Here is a 15,545-nt window from a genome sequence, read left to right as displayed (position 1 = left end):
GGTGCTGGGCGGTGGCGGAGCGGTTCCGGGCCGGCGAAACGGCGCTGGTGTGCCGGCAAGGTGACGGTCCGACAAGTGCCGGAAACACGTCCCAGGAAGAATGACCGTCATGGTCAACTCCAGGCGGACGTATCGTGATCCGGAGCGCACCCGGTTGGCGGAAGCCGACGCGGGTGAGCAGCCGTGGCGGGCATGGGGGCCCTACGTGTCAGAGCGGGCATGGGGAACGGTACGGGAGGACTACAGCGAGCACGGTACGGCGTGGGACTACTTTCCGCATGATCATGCCCGATCCCGGGCGTACCGCTGGAACGAGGATGGCATGGCCGGCGTCTGTGACGACCGGCAGACGTTCTGCTTCGGCCTGGCGCTGTGGAACGGCGAGGACCCGATCCTCAAGGAGCGCATGTTCGGCCTGGGCGGCGACGGCGGCAACCACGGCGAGGACGCGAAGGACTACTGGTGGTACGAGGATTCCACGCCCACCCACTCCTGGATGCGTTGGCGCTACCACTATCCGCAGGCCGCCTTTCCGTACGACGATCTCGTCGCGGTCAACGGTATGCGCGGCCGCGACGAGACCGAGTATGAACTGGTCGACACCGGCATCTTCGACGACGACCGGTACTGGGCGGTAACCGTCGACTACGCCAAGGCGGGGCCGACCGACATGTGCATCGAGATCACCGTCGCCAACCGGGGCGACACCGATGCCCGCCTGCACGTCCTACCCGGCCTGTGGTTCCGCAACACCTGGGCGTGGGGGCTGCCCGGCCGCGACCAGATCCCGGTGCTCACCGGCGACGGCGACCGCCTGATCGGCCACCACTGGGTGCTCGGGCAGCTGGTGCTGCAGGGCGACGGCAACCCGACCGCGTTGCTGTGCGACAACGACAGCAACGCCGAACGGCTCTGGGGGCTGCCATCGCGTACCCCGTACCCGAAGGACGGCATCAACGACCACGTCGTCGACGGCGCCGACACGGTCAACCCGGAACTGACCGGCACCAAGGGCGCACTGCACTACGTGCTGGACGTGCCGGCCGGCGGCGAGGACCGGATCCGGCTGCGGCTGACGTTGACCGCGCCGCCGCCGAGCAACAACCCGCCGCCCCGGCTCAACCTCGGCGCCGGCCATGCCGCGACGCTGGCCGCCCGGCACGCCGAGGCCGACCGCTACTACGACACCGTCATCCCGGCCGCCGCCACCGACGACGAACGCCTCGTCGCCCGCCGGGCGTTCGCCGGCGTGCTCTGGGGCAAGCAGTTCTACCACTTCGACGTCGCCCAGTGGCTGGCCGGCGACCCGGCCAGCCCGCCGCCGCCGAACGGGCGTGCCCACGGCCGCAACGCCGCGTGGCGGCACATGAACAGCTTCGACGTCATCTCCATGCCGGACCCGTGGGAATACCCCTGGTACGCCGCTTGGGACCTGGCGTTCCACTGCTCCACGCTGGCCCGGGTCGACCCGCAGTTCGCCAAGGACCAGCTGCTGTTGCTGCTGCGCGAGTGGTACATGCACCCCAACGGGCAGATCCCGGCGTACGAGTGGGCGTTCGCCGACGTCAACCCGCCGGTGCACGCCTGGGCGGCGCTGCGGGTGTTCGACATCGACGGCCGGCGCGACTTCGAGTTCCTCGCCCGGATCATGCACAAGCTGCTGCTCAACTTCACCTGGTGGGTCAACCGCAAGGACATCAACGGCAACAACGTCTTCGAGGGCGGCTTCCTCGGGCTGGACAACGTCGGGCCGTTCGACCGGTCCGCCGCGCTGCCGGTGGCCGGGGTGCTGGAGCAGTCCGACGGCACCGGCTGGATGGCGACGTACGCGCTGAACATGCTGGACATGGCGTTGACCCTGGCCGTGCACGACCACACCTACACCGACATCGCCACCAAGTTCCTGGAACACTTCGCCTACATCGCCGCCGCCGCCTACGACCAGGGGCTGTGGGATGAAGAGGACTCGTTCTTCTACGACCAGCTGCGGCTGCCCGACGGCGACACCCTGCCGCTGAAGGTGCGGTCGGTGGTCGGCCTGCTGCCGTTGGCGGCCACCACCACGCTGCACTCCGGCACCCTGGCCAGGCTGCCGGAGCTGGCGGCCCGGCTGCGCTGGTTCCTGACCAACAAACCGGAGTACGCCGACGTGATCGGCGCCCGCCGGCTGGCCGGCGACGGCCGGCAGCACCGGCTGCTGTCCATGGTCGGCCCGGAGCAGATCGTGCGGATCCTCGCCCCGATGCTCGACGAGGACGAGTTCCTCTCCCCGTACGGGCTGCGCACCCTGTCCCGGCGGCACCTCGACGAACCGTTCACCGTCTCCCTCGGCGGGCAGGACTTCACCGTCGGCTACGAGCCGGCCGAGTCGGCCAGCGGGCTGTTCGGCGGTAACTCCAACTGGCGGGGCCCGATCTGGATGCCCACCAACTATCTGCTGGTCTGCGCGCTGCGGGACTTCGCCACCTTCTTCGGCGACGACCTGCTGATCGAGTATCCGACCCGGTCCGGCTCCAAGCGAACGCTCAACGCGATCGCCGACGACCTGTCGCACCGGCTGATCTCGCTGTTCCTGCGCGACGGGTACGGTCGGCGGCCGATCTACGGCGCCGCCGAGACGTTCCAGCAGCACCCCGACTGGCGGGACCTGATCGCCTTCCCGGAGTACTTCCACGGCGACAACGGCGCCGGTCTGGGCGCCTGGCACCAGACCGGCTGGACGGCGCTGGTCGCCGACCTGATCCTGACCGTGCGGGCCGACCGCCCCGACGACGGCCGGACCCGCTGATCCTGCCCAGGGCGGCCCGGTCCGGTGCCGACCGGTGGGGTCAGCCGGGCTGAACCCACCGGCGGGCGTACTCCGGTGCGTGCTCGGGACGCGGTCCGATGCCGATCAGGTAGGCGGGCAGCAGCGACGCCGGTGGGAACCGGCGCATCAGGGCCAGCAGCGGGGCCGGCGGGCCGACCCGCCGACCGTCCAGGATCGGCTGGACGATGGTGCGGTGCAGATTCTGCTGCAGGGTCTGCACCACGACGGTCGGCAGGGCCCGGCGGGCCCGTACCGTGGCCAGCTCCGCCGGGGTGATCCGGCCCCGGCGCAGCGGTCCGGCCAGCCGGGTCGCCGCCGCGACGGCGTCGGCGACGGCGAGGTTGATGCCGACCCCGCCCACCGGGCTCATCGCGTGCGCGGCGTCGCCGATGCAGAGCAGGCCGTCGCGGTGCCAGCGGCGCAGCCGGTTCACCCGTACGTCCAGATGTTTGACGTCGTCCATGCTGGTCAGCGCGTCGAGCCGGTCGGCGAGCCGGGGCGCGACGGTGGCCACCTGGCGCTGGAACGCCGCCAGCCCGCGGCTGCGCAGCTCGGCGTCGGTCCCCTTGCGGGCGATGTAGGCGACCTGCAGGTGGCCCTCCCGGGGGAACACCACGACCATCGCGCCGTGGCCGGCGGCCGGTACCAGGCCCGACAGGTCGTCGGTGTCCCGTCGGGGCAGCCGGAACCACCAGGCGTCGATCGGCACCGGGTACTCGCGGGGCCGCAGTCCGGCCGCCCGCCGTACCGCCGACCAGCGTCCGTCGCAGGCCACGGTCAACGCCGAGCGGATCTCGCCGGTCGCGCCGTCCGTGGTCCGGTAGCGCACCCCGGCGACCCGGTCACCGTCGTGCAGCAGGCCGGTCACCTCGGTCCCCATCCGCAGGGTGAACGTCGGTTCGGTCGCCGCCGCCCCGGCGAGCAGGTTGAGCAGGTCCCACTGCGGCACCATCGCGATGTACGGGTGCGGGGTGTGCAACCGGCGTAGGTCCCCGACGACGATCTGCCGGTCCTCGCCGGTCGGAAAGGCGACCTGGTGGATCCGGGTCTGCGGCAGGGCTGCGAACTGGCCGCCGAGGCCGAGCTCGTCGAGCAGCCGCAACGTCGACGGGTGGACGGTGTCGCCGCGGAAGTCCCGTAGGAAGTCGTCGTGCTTCTCACAGACGACGACCCGCACCCCGGCTCGGGCCAGCAGCAGGCCGAGCATCATGCCGGCCGGTCCACCACCGGCGACCACACAGTCGGCAGTGTCAGTGTCCATCGCGCCCACCTCCATCGATTTCATCACGCGTTGAATAAATCGACGATAGCGTGACCACGGCGATCCGTCCGACCCACCGGACCGGGTGTGGGCAACGACACCGCTCGACTGAACGCGGGCGGGTCAGCCGACGAGCAGCGGCAGCAGAGTGAGTGAGTTGACCGCACCGTGCACGGCGACGATCGCCCACCCGTTGCGGTACCGCGACCAGAGGTAGCCGAGGAACAGGCCGAGTCCGCCGTTGAACATCAGCACCACCCCGACCGTGTCGGCCAGCGGGCCGGTGCCGACCCGGTGGGTGTGCATCGCCGCGTACAGCAGTGCGGTTGCGGTGATCGCCGGCCAGCGGCCGAGCAGCGCCTCCAACCGCGTCTGCAGCAGCAGCCGGTAGAAGATCTCCTCCAGCACACTCGCGGTCAGGAAGGTCAGCAGCATCGCCGTGAGCAGGACCATCGGGTCGTGCGCCCGGTAGCCGGACAGGTCGGACGGTCCGGTCAGCGGGCTGTGGTACGCCAACCAGGCCCAGCCGACGACCGCCGGCACCGGCCCCAGCCAGTACCAGCGCCCCGGGACCGCCCGTCGATGCTCCCGACCGCCGGGCGGCGGCGCCGGCCAGGTCCGCAGCACCCACCAGGCGCCGCCGAGTAGCAGCGCGACCTTCACCGGGCCGTACCAGACGCTCCCCGGCCCGAGGAGCAGCGCCAGCCCGGCGAACGCCACCGCGACCGCGCCCAGGCCGACCACCTGCCGGGTGAGCGCCGCCCGCGCGTCGGCAACCGCTGGCTGCAACGCCGGCAGTCGCGGCGGCACCAGCCTGGCCAGCAGCATCCCGGCGACCAACGGCACCACGACCGCAGGGATCGTCACCGGCGACGCCTCGACGTCCGCCGAGGTCGTCACCTCGGTACGCCCGGTGGCGAGCAGCCACAGCGGTGTGCCGCCGATCATCGCCAGCCCGAACCCGGTCAACAGCCGGTCCGGTGCGACGACGCGTGACGGCATGGCGCCGAGGGTAGCCAGCGGTCGCATCCCGACGTCGGCAGCGCCGGTAGGGTGGCGGGCATGGCTGTCACCTCAGAGATGGTGCCGTTGGGCACCCCCGCGCCCGACTTCGCGCTGGCGGACGTCTCCGGTCACGTGATCCGCCGCGACGACTTCGCCGACGCCCCGGCGCTGCTCGTCGCCTTTGTCTGCAACCATTGCCCGTACGTGAAACATGTCGAGGTCGCACTGGCCAAGGTGCTCGCCGAGTTTCCGACCCTGGCTGTCGTCGGCATCTGCACCAACGACGCCGAGGCGTACCCCGACGACGCCCCCGCGCAGCTCGCCGCGCAGGCCCAGCGGGCCGGCTGGACGTTCCCGTACCTCGTCGACGCCACCCAGCAGGTCGGGCGCGCCTACCAGGCGGTGTGCACTCCGGACTTCTTCCTGTACGGCGCCGACCGCACCCTGGCCTACCGGGGCGCGTTCGACGACTCCACCCCGGGCAACGGCAAGCCGGTCACCGGGGCGGCGCTGCGGGCCGCGATCGAACTGGTGCTGGCCGGGCAGCCGGTGCCCGAGCCGCACCAGCCGAGCATGGGTTGCTCGATCAAGTGGCGGTCCTGACCGGACCGTCGGTGTGGGCCGGATCCGGCCGCTGGTAAACCCCGATCGGGAGCCGCGCGTCAGTCCGGTATGACCCATCTGCGCGTACCGATGATCGTCAGCCTCGCCGTACTGCTGGTCGCCGCCGGCTGCACAACGGCCGAACCGGCGGGAGCCGGCGCCGGCCAGCCACCGGACGGAACCGGTGCCGGGACCCTGGCGCCGCCCGGACCGGCAGCGGGCCAGCGGGAGTCGCCAGTGGTGGGCCTCAGCCGCAGCGGCCCGGACGGACCGCCCGGCCCCGGCCCGGGCGAATACCAGGTGCGGTACGGCTGGGCGGTGCCGTTGCAGACCGTCGTCATCCGCAACGACGTCCGTCCGCCGGTCGCACCCCGGCCGGCTCCGCCGCTGCCGTATCTGGTGGAGATCGAGGCCACCGACCACGCTGACACCGACCCGGCGTACAGCCGGATCTCGTTCGTGTTCCGGTCCGGATTTCCGTCCTACGAGGTCGGCTACCAGCCGCGGATCGTCTTCGACGGCACGGGGGAGCCGGTCGACCTGGCGGGCGACTGCTTCCTGCAGATCCGGTTCGTCTCCGCGCAGGCACACGACGCGTACGGCCGGATGTCGGTCCAGCGATCGCCCGGCCCGCAGCTGCGGCTGGGCAGCCTGCGTGGCTACGGGTTCGCCGGCGACTACGAGGGCCGGGTCACCTACGGTCTCGGTCTCGACCCGGCCGGCGGGCCGGACCAGCCGCCGCCGGTACGGGTCGCCGAGGTCGGCGTCGGCGACCGGTTCATCGTCGCCGTCGATGTCGGGTACTGACCGCCGACCGCTGCGGTTGAGAGCCGGCGCGGGCACCGCTGCGGTTGGGGTCGTCGCGCGGGAGGGTGACCCGGTCCGGCAGGATGTGGCCCGGCGGGTACGGGTACCGCCCGGAGCGGGCCGGCCGGGCGGACGGGACGGACAGGAGAGACGGTGTCTGACGCGGTGGTGGTCGGAGCCGGCATCATCGGGCTCAGCTGTGCGGTCCGGCTGCAGCAACAGGGACTACGGGTGACCGTGGTCACCGCCCACCCCGTCGAGCAGACCGTGTCGGCGGTGGCCGCCGCGGTCTGGTACCCGACCCGGACCGACGGCACGTCCCGGGTGCTCGACTGGGCCCGTCGCACCTTCGACGAACTGGCCGACCAGGCTCGGCAGCCGGTCCCGGGGGTGGTGATGCGACCGACCCGGATGCTGCTGCGTGCCCCGGTCAACGATCCACCGTGGTGGGCGGCGGCCGTTCCCGACCTGCGCTACTGCCCGGTCACCCCGGTGATGCCGGCCGCCGGCACTGGCCCGGCCGGTGGCGTGGTGGCCGAGTGGCGGTGCACGGTGCCCACCGTGGAGATGCGGCCGTACCTGGACTGGCTCACCCGACGGTTCGTCGCCGCCGGCGGCGTGCTGCGCCAGCGTGACCTGTCCAATCTGGCCGAGGCGGGCCAGCTGGCGCCGGTGGTGGTGAACGCCACCGGCCTGGCCGCCGGCCGGCTGGCCGCCGACCCAGCGGTGCATCCGATCCGTGGCCAGGTGGTGCTGGTGGCCAATCCCGGCATCGCCACCTCGGTACGCGACGAGCACCACCCCGACGGTTCCACGTACGTGCACCCCCGGCGGCGCGACGTCGTGCTCGGCGGCACGTTCGAGCCGGGCGTCGACAGCGAACTGCCCGACCCGGCGACGAGCCGGGCGATCCGGGCCCGTTGCGCCGCCCTCGTTCCCGAGCTGGCCGGCGCGGCGGTCCTCGCCCAACGGGTCGGGCTGCGGCCCGGGCGGCACGGCGGTGCCCGGGTGGAGGCCGACCCCGCGCCGCCGGCCGGGGTCACCCGGCTGATCCACTGCTACGGCCACGGCGGCGCCGGCGTGACGCTGAGCTGGGGCTGTGCCGACGAGGTGGCGTCGCTGGTCAGCGAAGCGGCGTGACAGTGCCGTGTTGGCCTGAGACGTCGGGCCGGCCTCAGGCGTCGGGCTGGTCGAGCGCGGCGACCGTCACCTGGTACGACGGGTCGTCGGCGTACTCCTCGCGGTAGCAGATCCGTTGGATCTGCCGGTCGGTGACGAACAGTGCCACGTCGACGAGGACGCCGAGGTGGGCGACGGCACCGGCCGGTTCATGGCGCTTGTCCTGCAGTACGTCGCCGATGCCGCCGAGGAAGTTCGTCGCATGGCCGAACTGGTGCTCGCTGGGTCGGCGTACCACGACCTCCAGCGCAACCGGCTCGGTCAGCGGCGTCCAACCGCTGCGCTGCGCCGCGTCGCACGCTGCGGTCAGCAGGGTACGGACCCGCGCTGCCTGCCGATTGCCGGCGGTGAAGATGGACAGTGTCTGATTCTTCAGTGGTGGCAGGCCCGGGACCTCGAACGCCAACGCGAGCGCCTGACGGTCACGCATCAGGACCTCCTCGAGGATCGACGGCGGGGCCCGCCGGGCTGCCGGCGGGCGTACCGGCGGGAAGAGCAGGTCGGCGGCGGCGGCGACCGAGTCGTAACGAAAACTACCTACCCTGTTCACGCGTCGCCCAGGGTCCGTTCGTTCACAATCCCGGATCCAGCGTTGTGAGCGGACCGGCGGCGCGAGCGCCACACTCCCGATGGCGGACGGATCGGCGGGCACCGTCGGGGCCGGTGCCGGGCACCGGTGTTTGCCGGCGCAACGAACGGGTAGCGCGGTACCGGGGCAGACCCGAGCAGAACCGAAGGAGCTATCGATGGACGACCCGATCAACCTGTCGGTGATCTACTACAGCGCCACCGGGACCACCTACCAGATGGCGCAGGCCGCCGTGGAGGCCGCGGAGAAGGCCGGCGCGCAGGTGCGGCTGCGCAAGGTCCGCGAACTCGCCCCGGAGGAGGCGATCCGGTCCAACTCCGGCTGGCACGCGCACCGGTTGGAGACCGAGGACGTGATGGAGGCCGAGATCGACGACCTGGCCTGGTCGGACGCGGTCATCTTCGGCACCCCGACCCGGTACGGGGTGATGGCCGCGCAGCTGAAACAGTTCATCGACGGCAGTGGGCCGCTGTGGGCCAAGGGGGTCCTGGTCAACAAGGTGTTCTCCGGGTTCTGCTCCACCGCCACCGCGCACGGCGGACAGGAGGCGACGCTGCTGTCGCTGTACAACGTCGTCTACCACTGGGGCGGCATCGTGGTCACCCCCGGCTACGTGGAGCCGAGCCAGTTCGTCGGCGGCAACCCGTACGGCGCCTCGCATACCAGCAACAACGGCGAAATCCCGCCGGACGAGGCGGCGCTGACCGCGACCGCCCTGACCGCCCGGCGGGTGGTCGACATCGCCGCGGCGGTCAAACGCGGTCTGGCCGCCGGTTGACCGCGACCAGATCGACCAGCAGGTCCCGCAGCACGTCCAGGCCGTCCGGGCTGAGTACCGACTCGGGATGGAACTGCACCCCGGCGAACCGCGGGCCGACCAGCGCGTGCACCGCGCCGTCGGTCTCGTCCCGGCAGAGCCGGACCTGCCCGTACGCGGTGGGCAGGCTCGCGGTGGCGCTGCTGGCGGTGAAACTTGAGTAGAAGCCGACCCGGCGCGGGACACCGAAGAAGTCGATCTCCCGCTGCAGTCCCTGGCTGGGCAGTGGCCGGCGGGTCACCGCCAGGCCGAGCCGGTCGGCCAGCACCTGGTGGCCCAGACAGATGCCGAGCAGCGGCTGCCCACGGTGCAGCGCGGCGTCCACGACCCGGCGCAGCACCGCCATCCGGGGCTGCGCCGGGTCGGTCGGGTCACCCGGGCCGGGCCCGGCGACCAGGACGTCCGCGGTGGCCGGGTCGACCGTCGCGATCTGGTCCCAGCGGACCTGCCGGACCGCCGCGCCGAGCGCCCGCAGCAGGTGGGCGAGCATGCCGGTGAAGCTGTCCTCGGCGTCCAGCACCAGCACGTCCAGACCGGTCAACTGGGACTCGGCCACCGCACCGGGAACCCGCTGCTCCAACCAGAAGCGGGCCAGCCGGTCGTTGCGGGCAGCCAACGCGCGTACCACCGTGGGGTGTTCGGGGTGGGCGAGCGCGGCGGTGACGCCGGTACCGGGCGTCCCGGCCGGCAGTCCGATTCCGCAGTTGGCGGCACCGTCGGCCGCCGACCGGTCCGCCGGCACCGCCGGTCCGGGTGCGGGTACGGAGGCGAGCCCGGAGACATTTCCGGAGGCTGGTCCGGACACCGGTCCGGAGGCGAGCCCGAGCGACGCGAGGACCGCCGACGCCTTCGCGTGCGTCTCGGCCACTTCACCGGACGGTGTGGAGTGACGCACCAGGGTCGCGCCGACCGGCACCCGGATCTCCCCGGTCAGTTCGATCTCGGCGGCCCGGATCAGGATCGGCGCGTCCAGTGTCTGCGCGCCGTCGCTGTCGTGGCCGAGCAGTGCGAGCACCCCGGCGTAGTAGCGGCGTCCACCGGGGCTGTACCGGGCGATCACCCGGCAGGCGCTCTCGATTGGGCTGCCGGTGACGGTCGGCGCGAACATCGTCTGCCGGAGCACCTCCCGGACGTCGTGGCAGTTGCGTCCGGCGAGCAGGTACTCGGTGTGGCTCAGCCGGGACATCCGCTTCAGGTAGGGGCCGATCACCTGGCCGCCGTGCTCGGCGACCGTCGCCATCATCTTGAGCTCCTCGTCGAGCACCATGTAGAGCTCCTCGATCTCCTTGCGATCGTCGAGGAACGACAGCACGGTGGCGAGCTCCGGTTCGCCCTGCGGATGCCGCAGAGTGCCGCTGATCGGGTTCATCATGGCCAGTCCGTCGCTGACGCTGACGTGCCGTTCCGGCGTCGCGCCGACCAGCACCCGCTCGCCGGTGTAGACCAGGAACGTCCAGTAGGCCCCGCGTTCGTCGCGCAGCAGCCGGCGAAGCGCGCTCAGCCCGGCGACCAGCGCCGCCGAGCGGCCCACCCGGTCGGCGGCGGACCCGCCCGGTGCCACCAGCCGGGCCCGGTAGGTGCGGTGCAGCACGAAGTTGGCACCGGCACCGTTGCCGATCTCGTCCCGCAACACCTGGGCCACCAGGTCGGCGTACTCGTCGTCGGCGATGTCGAAGCCGCCGCCTTCGGTCGCCACCGGCGTGCCGGGCAGGTCGCGGATCGCCGTCGCGACCGGCACCTGCCGGTAGGTCGACACCCGGATGCACTCCAGTGGAAGCCCGTCGTCGACGTGGGCGAACCCGCGTTCGGCGATCTGCCGGTACGGGACCACCGCCAGCGTCGCCGGCTGGTTCGCCGGCCCCGGCTGGTTCGCCGGTCCCGGCGGCAGCGGGATGTCCGCCAGCCGGTCGGCGCGGTGCGGTGTGCCGCGAAGCAGTTCGACGACGTCGGCGCCGTCGCGGCGCAGCAGCGCGAACGGACCTGGGTCGACGCCGTCGTGCACGGCTCGCAGCAGGCTGGAAAGGTGGTCGGTCATCGGGTCCCTCCGGGCTTCGGGCGGCCCGGCGAGGAACTGCCCGGGTGGGAACCCGGTGGCCGCCTCGACGGGCGGCCGGATGGTTTCGCGCTAGACGCGCGGCGGGGCCGCCAGGTCGGCGGGCCACCAGCAACGAGTGAGCGCGAGCATGGCGACAGCATACCGGTCCAGGCCCATGGCTGGGTACGGTGATCGACGATGAGCATCCTCGCCCTCGATCTCGGCACCTCCTCGGTGCGCGGCCTGATCCTCGACAACGCGGCCGCGCCGCAGCAGGACGCGTTGGCCCGCCGCAAGGTTGCGTTGGCGGTCGACCGGGACGGCGCCGCGACCCTCGACCCGGCCGACTACCTGGCCGCTCTCATCGACTGCGTCGACGAGCTCGACTCGGCCGGCCGGCTCGACGGTGTCGAGTTGGTTGCCTCGGCGGCCCAGTGGCACTCGGTGTTGCCGCTGGATCCTGCCGGTGCCCCGATCGGCCCCCTGATGACCTGGTTGGACACCCGGCCGGCCGCGTTGCCCGGTGCGGCCGCGCCGGCCGACGAGGCCGATTTCCACCAGCGCACCGGCACCTGGTGGCACCGCTTCTACTGGACGGTGCGACTGCCGTGGCTGCGCCGCCACTGCGGCGGCCGGCCGGCGTGCTTCGTCGGCCTGCCGGAGTATGTGCTGACCGGTCTGCTCGGGTCTGCGCCGATGTCGGTGTCCCAGGCATCCGGCACCGGCATGCTCGACCTGGTGACCATGCAGTGGGACCCCGAGGCCGTGCAGTTGGCCGCGGTGCGTCCCGGTGAGCTTCCGGAGCTGGCCCCGGCGGACTGGCGTGGGCAGCTGCGGGCCGAGTTCGCCCGGCGTTGGCCGGCGTTGGCCGGCGTGCCGTGGACCCCGACGATCGGCGACGGCGCCGCCTCCAACATCGGCTCCGGATGCCTGGACCCCAGTCGGGCCGCGGTCACCGTCGGCACCTCAGCGGCGGTACGAGTGGTCCAGTTGGCCGCGCCGGGGGTCCCGTTGCCGCCGTTGCCGGCGCACCTGTGGCGCTACCGGGTCGACCACACCCGGATCGTCACCGGCCGGGCCTACTCCGCCGGCGGCAACCTCTACAGCTGGGCGAACCGGGAACTGCGCCTGCCGCAGGGCGCCGAGCTGGAACGGGCGCTGGAACTGATCGAGCCGGGTGAGGGCGTACCGGCGGATCCCCGGTTCGGCGGCGACCGCCCGCCAGGCCGAGCCCCGGCCGGCTCCGGCGAGCTACGCGGACTGGGGTTCGGCACCACGGCGGTCGACATCTTCGCCGGGCTGATGGAGGGCGTATGCCGGCAGGTGGCCGGTGACCTGGACGAGATCGAGTCGACGATGGCCGGCCCGGTGACCGAGGTCGTTCTCGGCGGTGGCGCACTCGCCGCGTCCAACTGGTGGCGTCGAGCGTTCGGTGCGGCACTCGCCCCGCGTCAGGTGCGCTACATGGCCGAGCCCGAGGTCGGTGCCACCGGGGCCGCGCTGGTCGCGCTCGGCCGGCTCGACGGGCCGGGGCCGGCACGCGACATCGGCCGGACGGACGATGGCGAGTCGGCGGGTAAGCTACCCGCCAGTCAGCCACTGTATCCTTCGTGAGTCTTCCCGCAGGTCGCCGCGTTGACAGCGGAACGTGGCCTGGTTGGATGGACTCCGCTCCTCGGCTTGGCCGGCGTCGGGGAAACTGCGAGGAGGCGTGGTGGTTGCTCCCGGTGGCCCGTACGACAACGCGGTGCCGTACCCCCGCCGCCGCCTGACCGACGACGACGGGGTGGCGCCACACCGTCGTCGGCTCCGGCTGCGCCCCCGGGACTGGCGGATGGGCGCGAAGCTCGCCGCGGTTCTGATCGTCCCGTCGGTGGCGTTCCTGGTGGTCGCCTCGGTACAGACCGGCTCACTGGTCGGCCAGGCGACGGCACTCAACGAGTTCGCCCGACAGGTGCAGATCGGCGAGCAGGTCACCGCCCTGGTACACGAGCTGCAGCAGGAACGCGACCGCTCCGCCGGCGAGCTCGCGGTCCGGCAGGCCGGCGCCGGGTTCGACCCGGAGCGCAGCGTCGAGGTGCTGCAGCCGCACTACGACGCGGTCGACCGCCGGATCGCCGACTTCCTGGCCGCCGCCGGTCCGCAGTCCGGCGGGGACGCGGCCTGGCAGACCGCCTACAGCCGGGTGCTCGAATCACTGGACCAGCTGCCACCGCTGCGTGAGTCCATCTCCGGCGGCGCGGTCGGAGCCGACACCGTCTTCGGCAACTACACCCGGGCCATCGACGCTCTGCTGGAGCTACTCGCCGAACCGTCGCCGGGTCAGGACCGACCGGAGCTGACCCAGGCGGTGCTGCGCAGCGTCCAGCTGGCCCGGGTCAAGGAACTCGGCTCCCGGATCCGGGCACAGCTGTACGCCGCCGCCCGGGCCGGCCGGTACGGCCCCGAGGACCAGGTCAGCCTGACCGACCTACGGGCGCAGCAGCTGACCGCGCTCGCCGAGTTTCGGGTGACCGCGACCGGCAACCAGATCGCCCGGTACAGCCAGGCCGCCGCCGACCCCCGGTTCGTCGCTGCGGTGGAACTGGAGGAAACCACCATCGTCGGTGGCGCCGCCAGCCCGGCGGTGCTGGAACCGGACGCCTGGTGGGCCGCCAGCCAGGACCGGCACCAGCTGCTGCGCCAGGTCGAGTCGAGCGTGCTGGGCAGCGCGGTGAGCCTCGCCGACGCCCGCAGCGACCAGCAGCTGCAACGGACCGTGCTGGTCGCCGGGGCGGTGCTCGGCGTGCTGTTCATCGCGTTGTTCACCTCGGTGGCGATCGGGCGGTCGATCGCCCGATCGCTGCGTGTCCTGCGGAGCCAGGCGTTGCAGGTCGCCCAGCTCGACCTGCCGGACACACTGCAACGGCTCCGTTCGGTGGAGTCCGGGGTCCCGCAGATCGAGATTCCTCCGGCGGCGGTACGCACCCGCGACGAGGTCGGTGAGGTCGCCGAGGCGTTCGTCGCGGTGCACCGTAGCGCGGTGACCGTCGCGGTGGAGCAGGCGGTGATGCGCCGCAACGTCAATGCCATGTTCGTCAACCTGGCCCGCCGCAGCCAGGTGCTGGTCGAACGGCAACTGGAGCTGCTTGACGAGCTGGAACGCGACGAGGGTGACCCGGACCAGCTGGATAACCTGTTCAAACTCGACCACCTGGCCGCCCGGATGCGCCGCAACGACGAGAGCCTGCTGGTGCTGGCCGGCACCGAGGCGAGCCGCCGGTGGAGCCGCCCGGTGGCGCTGTCGGCCGTGACCCTGGCCGCCGCCGCCGAGATCGAGCAGTACCCGCGGATCCGCCACGACGTCGAGGACAAGCTGCAGATCGTCGGACACGCCGTCGGTGACCTGGTGCACCTGCTCGCCGAGTTGCTGGAGAACGCCACCGCCTTCTCTCCGCCGTACACCAACGTCCACGTCACCGGACACGAGTACGCGCCCCAGTCGGTTCTCATCGAGATCACCGACGAGGGGATGGGGATGTCCGCCGAGGCGATCGAGCAGGCCAACGTGACCCTGGCCGAACCGCCCGCCGCCGACGTCGCCGCCTCCGAGCGGATGGGGCTGTTCGTGGTCAGCCACCTGGCCGCCCGGCTCGGGGTTCGGGTGCAGTTGCGGCCGGCCGAACGTGGGCTGGTGGCCAACGTGTGGCTGCCCGGCACGGTGCTGGCCGCCCCGGACGAAAATTCGCCGTACGTCGCGTCGGCCGGCCGTAGTCCCACCGACTACCCGACCAGGGAGATGCGTGCCGTCGGAGCGGCGGTGCGGGCCAGCGCCGGTGACCCGGTGGCCGGCCAGCCCCCGGCCGCACTGGCTGGTCGTGGGCCGGCGTTCGCCCCGCCGGCCGCTCGTCCGTCGATCCCGGCGGACGAACCGGTTCCGGTCGTGCCGGCGCAACCAGCTGTGATCGAGCAGCCGCGGGCGGTACCGACGCTGCGTCCGATGACCGCGTTGCCGGCCGGACCGGCCGCCGGTGACCGGGCCGTGGCGGTCCGGCGCGGCGGCCGTCGACCCACCCCGGCGCGGGCCGAGGACATCCTCGCCTCGGCCGGCGGTGCTGCGTCCGGCACCGCCTCGGCCGGTGGCGGCAGCGTCTGGTGGGAACGGCAGCGTGGACCGGTCGCTCCGCTGCCACCGACACCAGCGCCGCCGGTGGTTCCGGTGACCGCCGGGACCAGCAGCAAGGGACTGCCGGTACGGGTACCGATGGCGTCGTTGCCCGTTTCCGCCGAATCTCCCGCAGCTCCCGTTCCGGCGCCGGTCGACGAGCCGGATCCGGATGCGGTCAGCAGCGTGCTGTCCCGCTTCTACGGCGGTGTGCGGCGGGCTGAGTCCGAGGACACCAGCGAAATGACCCTGGCGCCGGCCGGCCGCCGTGGTGAGGAGGAGCAAGAGTGAAGACC

The 15,545-nt window shown here is 72.4% G+C and carries 11 protein-coding genes; 7 read left to right on the top strand and 4 right to left on the bottom strand.

Going from position 1 to position 15,545, the window contains the following annotated elements; translation table 11 throughout:
- Positions 1–109: 109 nt before the first annotated feature.
- On the top strand, positions 110–2,788 hold the full coding sequence (locus tag O7629_RS14350; RefSeq protein ID WP_278169735.1) for a glucosidase: 2,679 nt from the start codon (positions 110–112) through the stop codon (positions 2,786–2,788).
- Positions 2,789–2,828: 40 nt separating this feature from the next.
- Here the strand turns inward: O7629_RS14350 and O7629_RS14345 are convergent, their stop codons facing one another.
- Together O7629_RS14345 and O7629_RS14340 are read right to left on the bottom strand one after the other, a co-directional pair.
- Entirely contained in the window at positions 2,829–4,070 is a 1,242-nt protein-coding gene (locus O7629_RS14345; protein ID WP_278169734.1) for an FAD-dependent oxidoreductase, read from the bottom strand.
- Between the two features lie 123 nt (positions 4,071–4,193).
- Positions 4,194–5,072, bottom strand: a complete 879-nt coding sequence (locus tag O7629_RS14340; RefSeq protein ID WP_278169733.1) for a CPBP family intramembrane glutamic endopeptidase — start codon at positions 5,070–5,072, stop codon at positions 4,194–4,196.
- Between the two features lie 60 nt (positions 5,073–5,132).
- Between O7629_RS14340 and O7629_RS14335 the strand changes: the two genes are divergently transcribed.
- The 3 genes from O7629_RS14335 (at position 5,133) to O7629_RS14325 (ending at position 7,625) form a co-directional block, all read left to right on the top strand.
- A complete protein-coding gene (locus O7629_RS14335) occupies positions 5,133–5,678 on the top strand; it encodes a thioredoxin family protein (RefSeq protein WP_278169732.1) in 546 nt (181 codons plus the stop codon).
- 69 nt (positions 5,679–5,747) lie between these two features.
- The gene (locus O7629_RS14330) at positions 5,748–6,485 is read left to right on the top strand and encodes a hypothetical protein (RefSeq protein ID WP_278169731.1); all 738 of its coding nucleotides are present in this window, start codon (positions 5,748–5,750) and stop codon (positions 6,483–6,485) included.
- A gap of 153 nt (positions 6,486–6,638) precedes the next feature.
- Complete coding sequence (locus O7629_RS14325; protein ID WP_278169730.1) at positions 6,639–7,625, top strand: FAD-dependent oxidoreductase; 987 nt, start codon at positions 6,639–6,641, stop codon at positions 7,623–7,625.
- Positions 7,626–7,659: 34 nt separating this feature from the next.
- Here the strand turns inward: O7629_RS14325 and O7629_RS14320 are convergent, their stop codons facing one another.
- Complete coding sequence (locus O7629_RS14320; RefSeq protein WP_278174527.1) at positions 7,660–8,094, bottom strand: hypothetical protein; 435 nt, start codon at positions 8,092–8,094, stop codon at positions 7,660–7,662.
- A gap of 316 nt (positions 8,095–8,410) precedes the next feature.
- On the opposite strand from O7629_RS14320, the gene wrbA reads away from it, so the two are divergent.
- Positions 8,411–9,031 carry an NAD(P)H:quinone oxidoreductase gene (gene wrbA / locus O7629_RS14315; RefSeq protein WP_278169729.1) on the top strand — a complete coding sequence of 207 codons (621 nt, stop codon included), beginning with the start codon at positions 8,411–8,413 and terminating at the stop codon, positions 9,029–9,031.
- Here wrbA and O7629_RS14310 read toward each other — a convergent pair.
- The gene (locus O7629_RS14310) at positions 9,006–11,105 is read right to left on the bottom strand and encodes an anthranilate synthase family protein (RefSeq protein WP_278169728.1); all 2,100 of its coding nucleotides are present in this window, start codon (positions 11,103–11,105) and stop codon (positions 9,006–9,008) included. The genes wrbA and O7629_RS14310 overlap by 26 nt on opposite strands.
- A gap of 198 nt (positions 11,106–11,303) precedes the next feature.
- On the opposite strand from O7629_RS14310, the gene O7629_RS14305 reads away from it, so the two are divergent.
- Together O7629_RS14305 and O7629_RS14300 are read left to right on the top strand one after the other, a co-directional pair.
- Positions 11,304–12,719, top strand: coding sequence for an FGGY family carbohydrate kinase (locus O7629_RS14305; protein WP_278169726.1), 1,416 nt, complete (start codon positions 11,304–11,306; stop codon positions 12,717–12,719).
- Between the two features lie 100 nt (positions 12,720–12,819).
- On the top strand, positions 12,820–15,540 hold the full coding sequence (locus O7629_RS14300; RefSeq protein ID WP_278169724.1) for a nitrate- and nitrite sensing domain-containing protein: 2,721 nt from the start codon (positions 12,820–12,822) through the stop codon (positions 15,538–15,540).
- The last annotated feature ends 5 nt before the right edge of the window (positions 15,541–15,545 follow it).

It is taken from the genome of Solwaraspora sp. WMMD792 (assembly GCF_029626105.1).
In the GTDB taxonomy this organism is placed as follows: domain Bacteria; phylum Actinomycetota; class Actinomycetes; order Mycobacteriales; family Micromonosporaceae; genus Micromonospora_E.
The sequence above is the reverse complement of the archived record's forward strand: the minus strand, read 5'-3'. Positions and strand labels throughout refer to the sequence as shown.

Bases quoted from the DNA above. Each gene is read 5' to 3' on its own strand.
- O7629_RS14345 (WP_278169734.1), bottom strand. From the start codon at position 4,070: ATGGACACTGACACTGCCGACTGTGTGGTCGCCGGTGGTGGACCGGCC.
- O7629_RS14340 (WP_278169733.1), bottom strand. From the start codon at position 5,072: ATGCCGTCACGCGTCGTCGCACCGGACCGGCTGTTGACCGGGTTCGGG.
- wrbA (WP_278169729.1), top strand. From the start codon at position 8,411: ATGGACGACCCGATCAACCTGTCGGTGATCTACTACAGCGCCACCGGG.
- O7629_RS14330 (WP_278169731.1), top strand. From the start codon at position 5,748: ATGACCCATCTGCGCGTACCGATGATCGTCAGCCTCGCCGTACTGCTG.
- O7629_RS14335 (WP_278169732.1), top strand. From the start codon at position 5,133: ATGGCTGTCACCTCAGAGATGGTGCCGTTGGGCACCCCCGCGCCCGAC.
- O7629_RS14320 (WP_278174527.1), bottom strand. From the start codon at position 8,094: ATGCGTGACCGTCAGGCGCTCGCGTTGGCGTTCGAGGTCCCGGGCCTG.
- O7629_RS14350 (WP_278169735.1), top strand. From the start codon at position 110: ATGGTCAACTCCAGGCGGACGTATCGTGATCCGGAGCGCACCCGGTTG.
- O7629_RS14305 (WP_278169726.1), top strand. From the start codon at position 11,304: ATGAGCATCCTCGCCCTCGATCTCGGCACCTCCTCGGTGCGCGGCCTG.
- O7629_RS14310 (WP_278169728.1), bottom strand. From the start codon at position 11,105: ATGACCGACCACCTTTCCAGCCTGCTGCGAGCCGTGCACGACGGCGTC.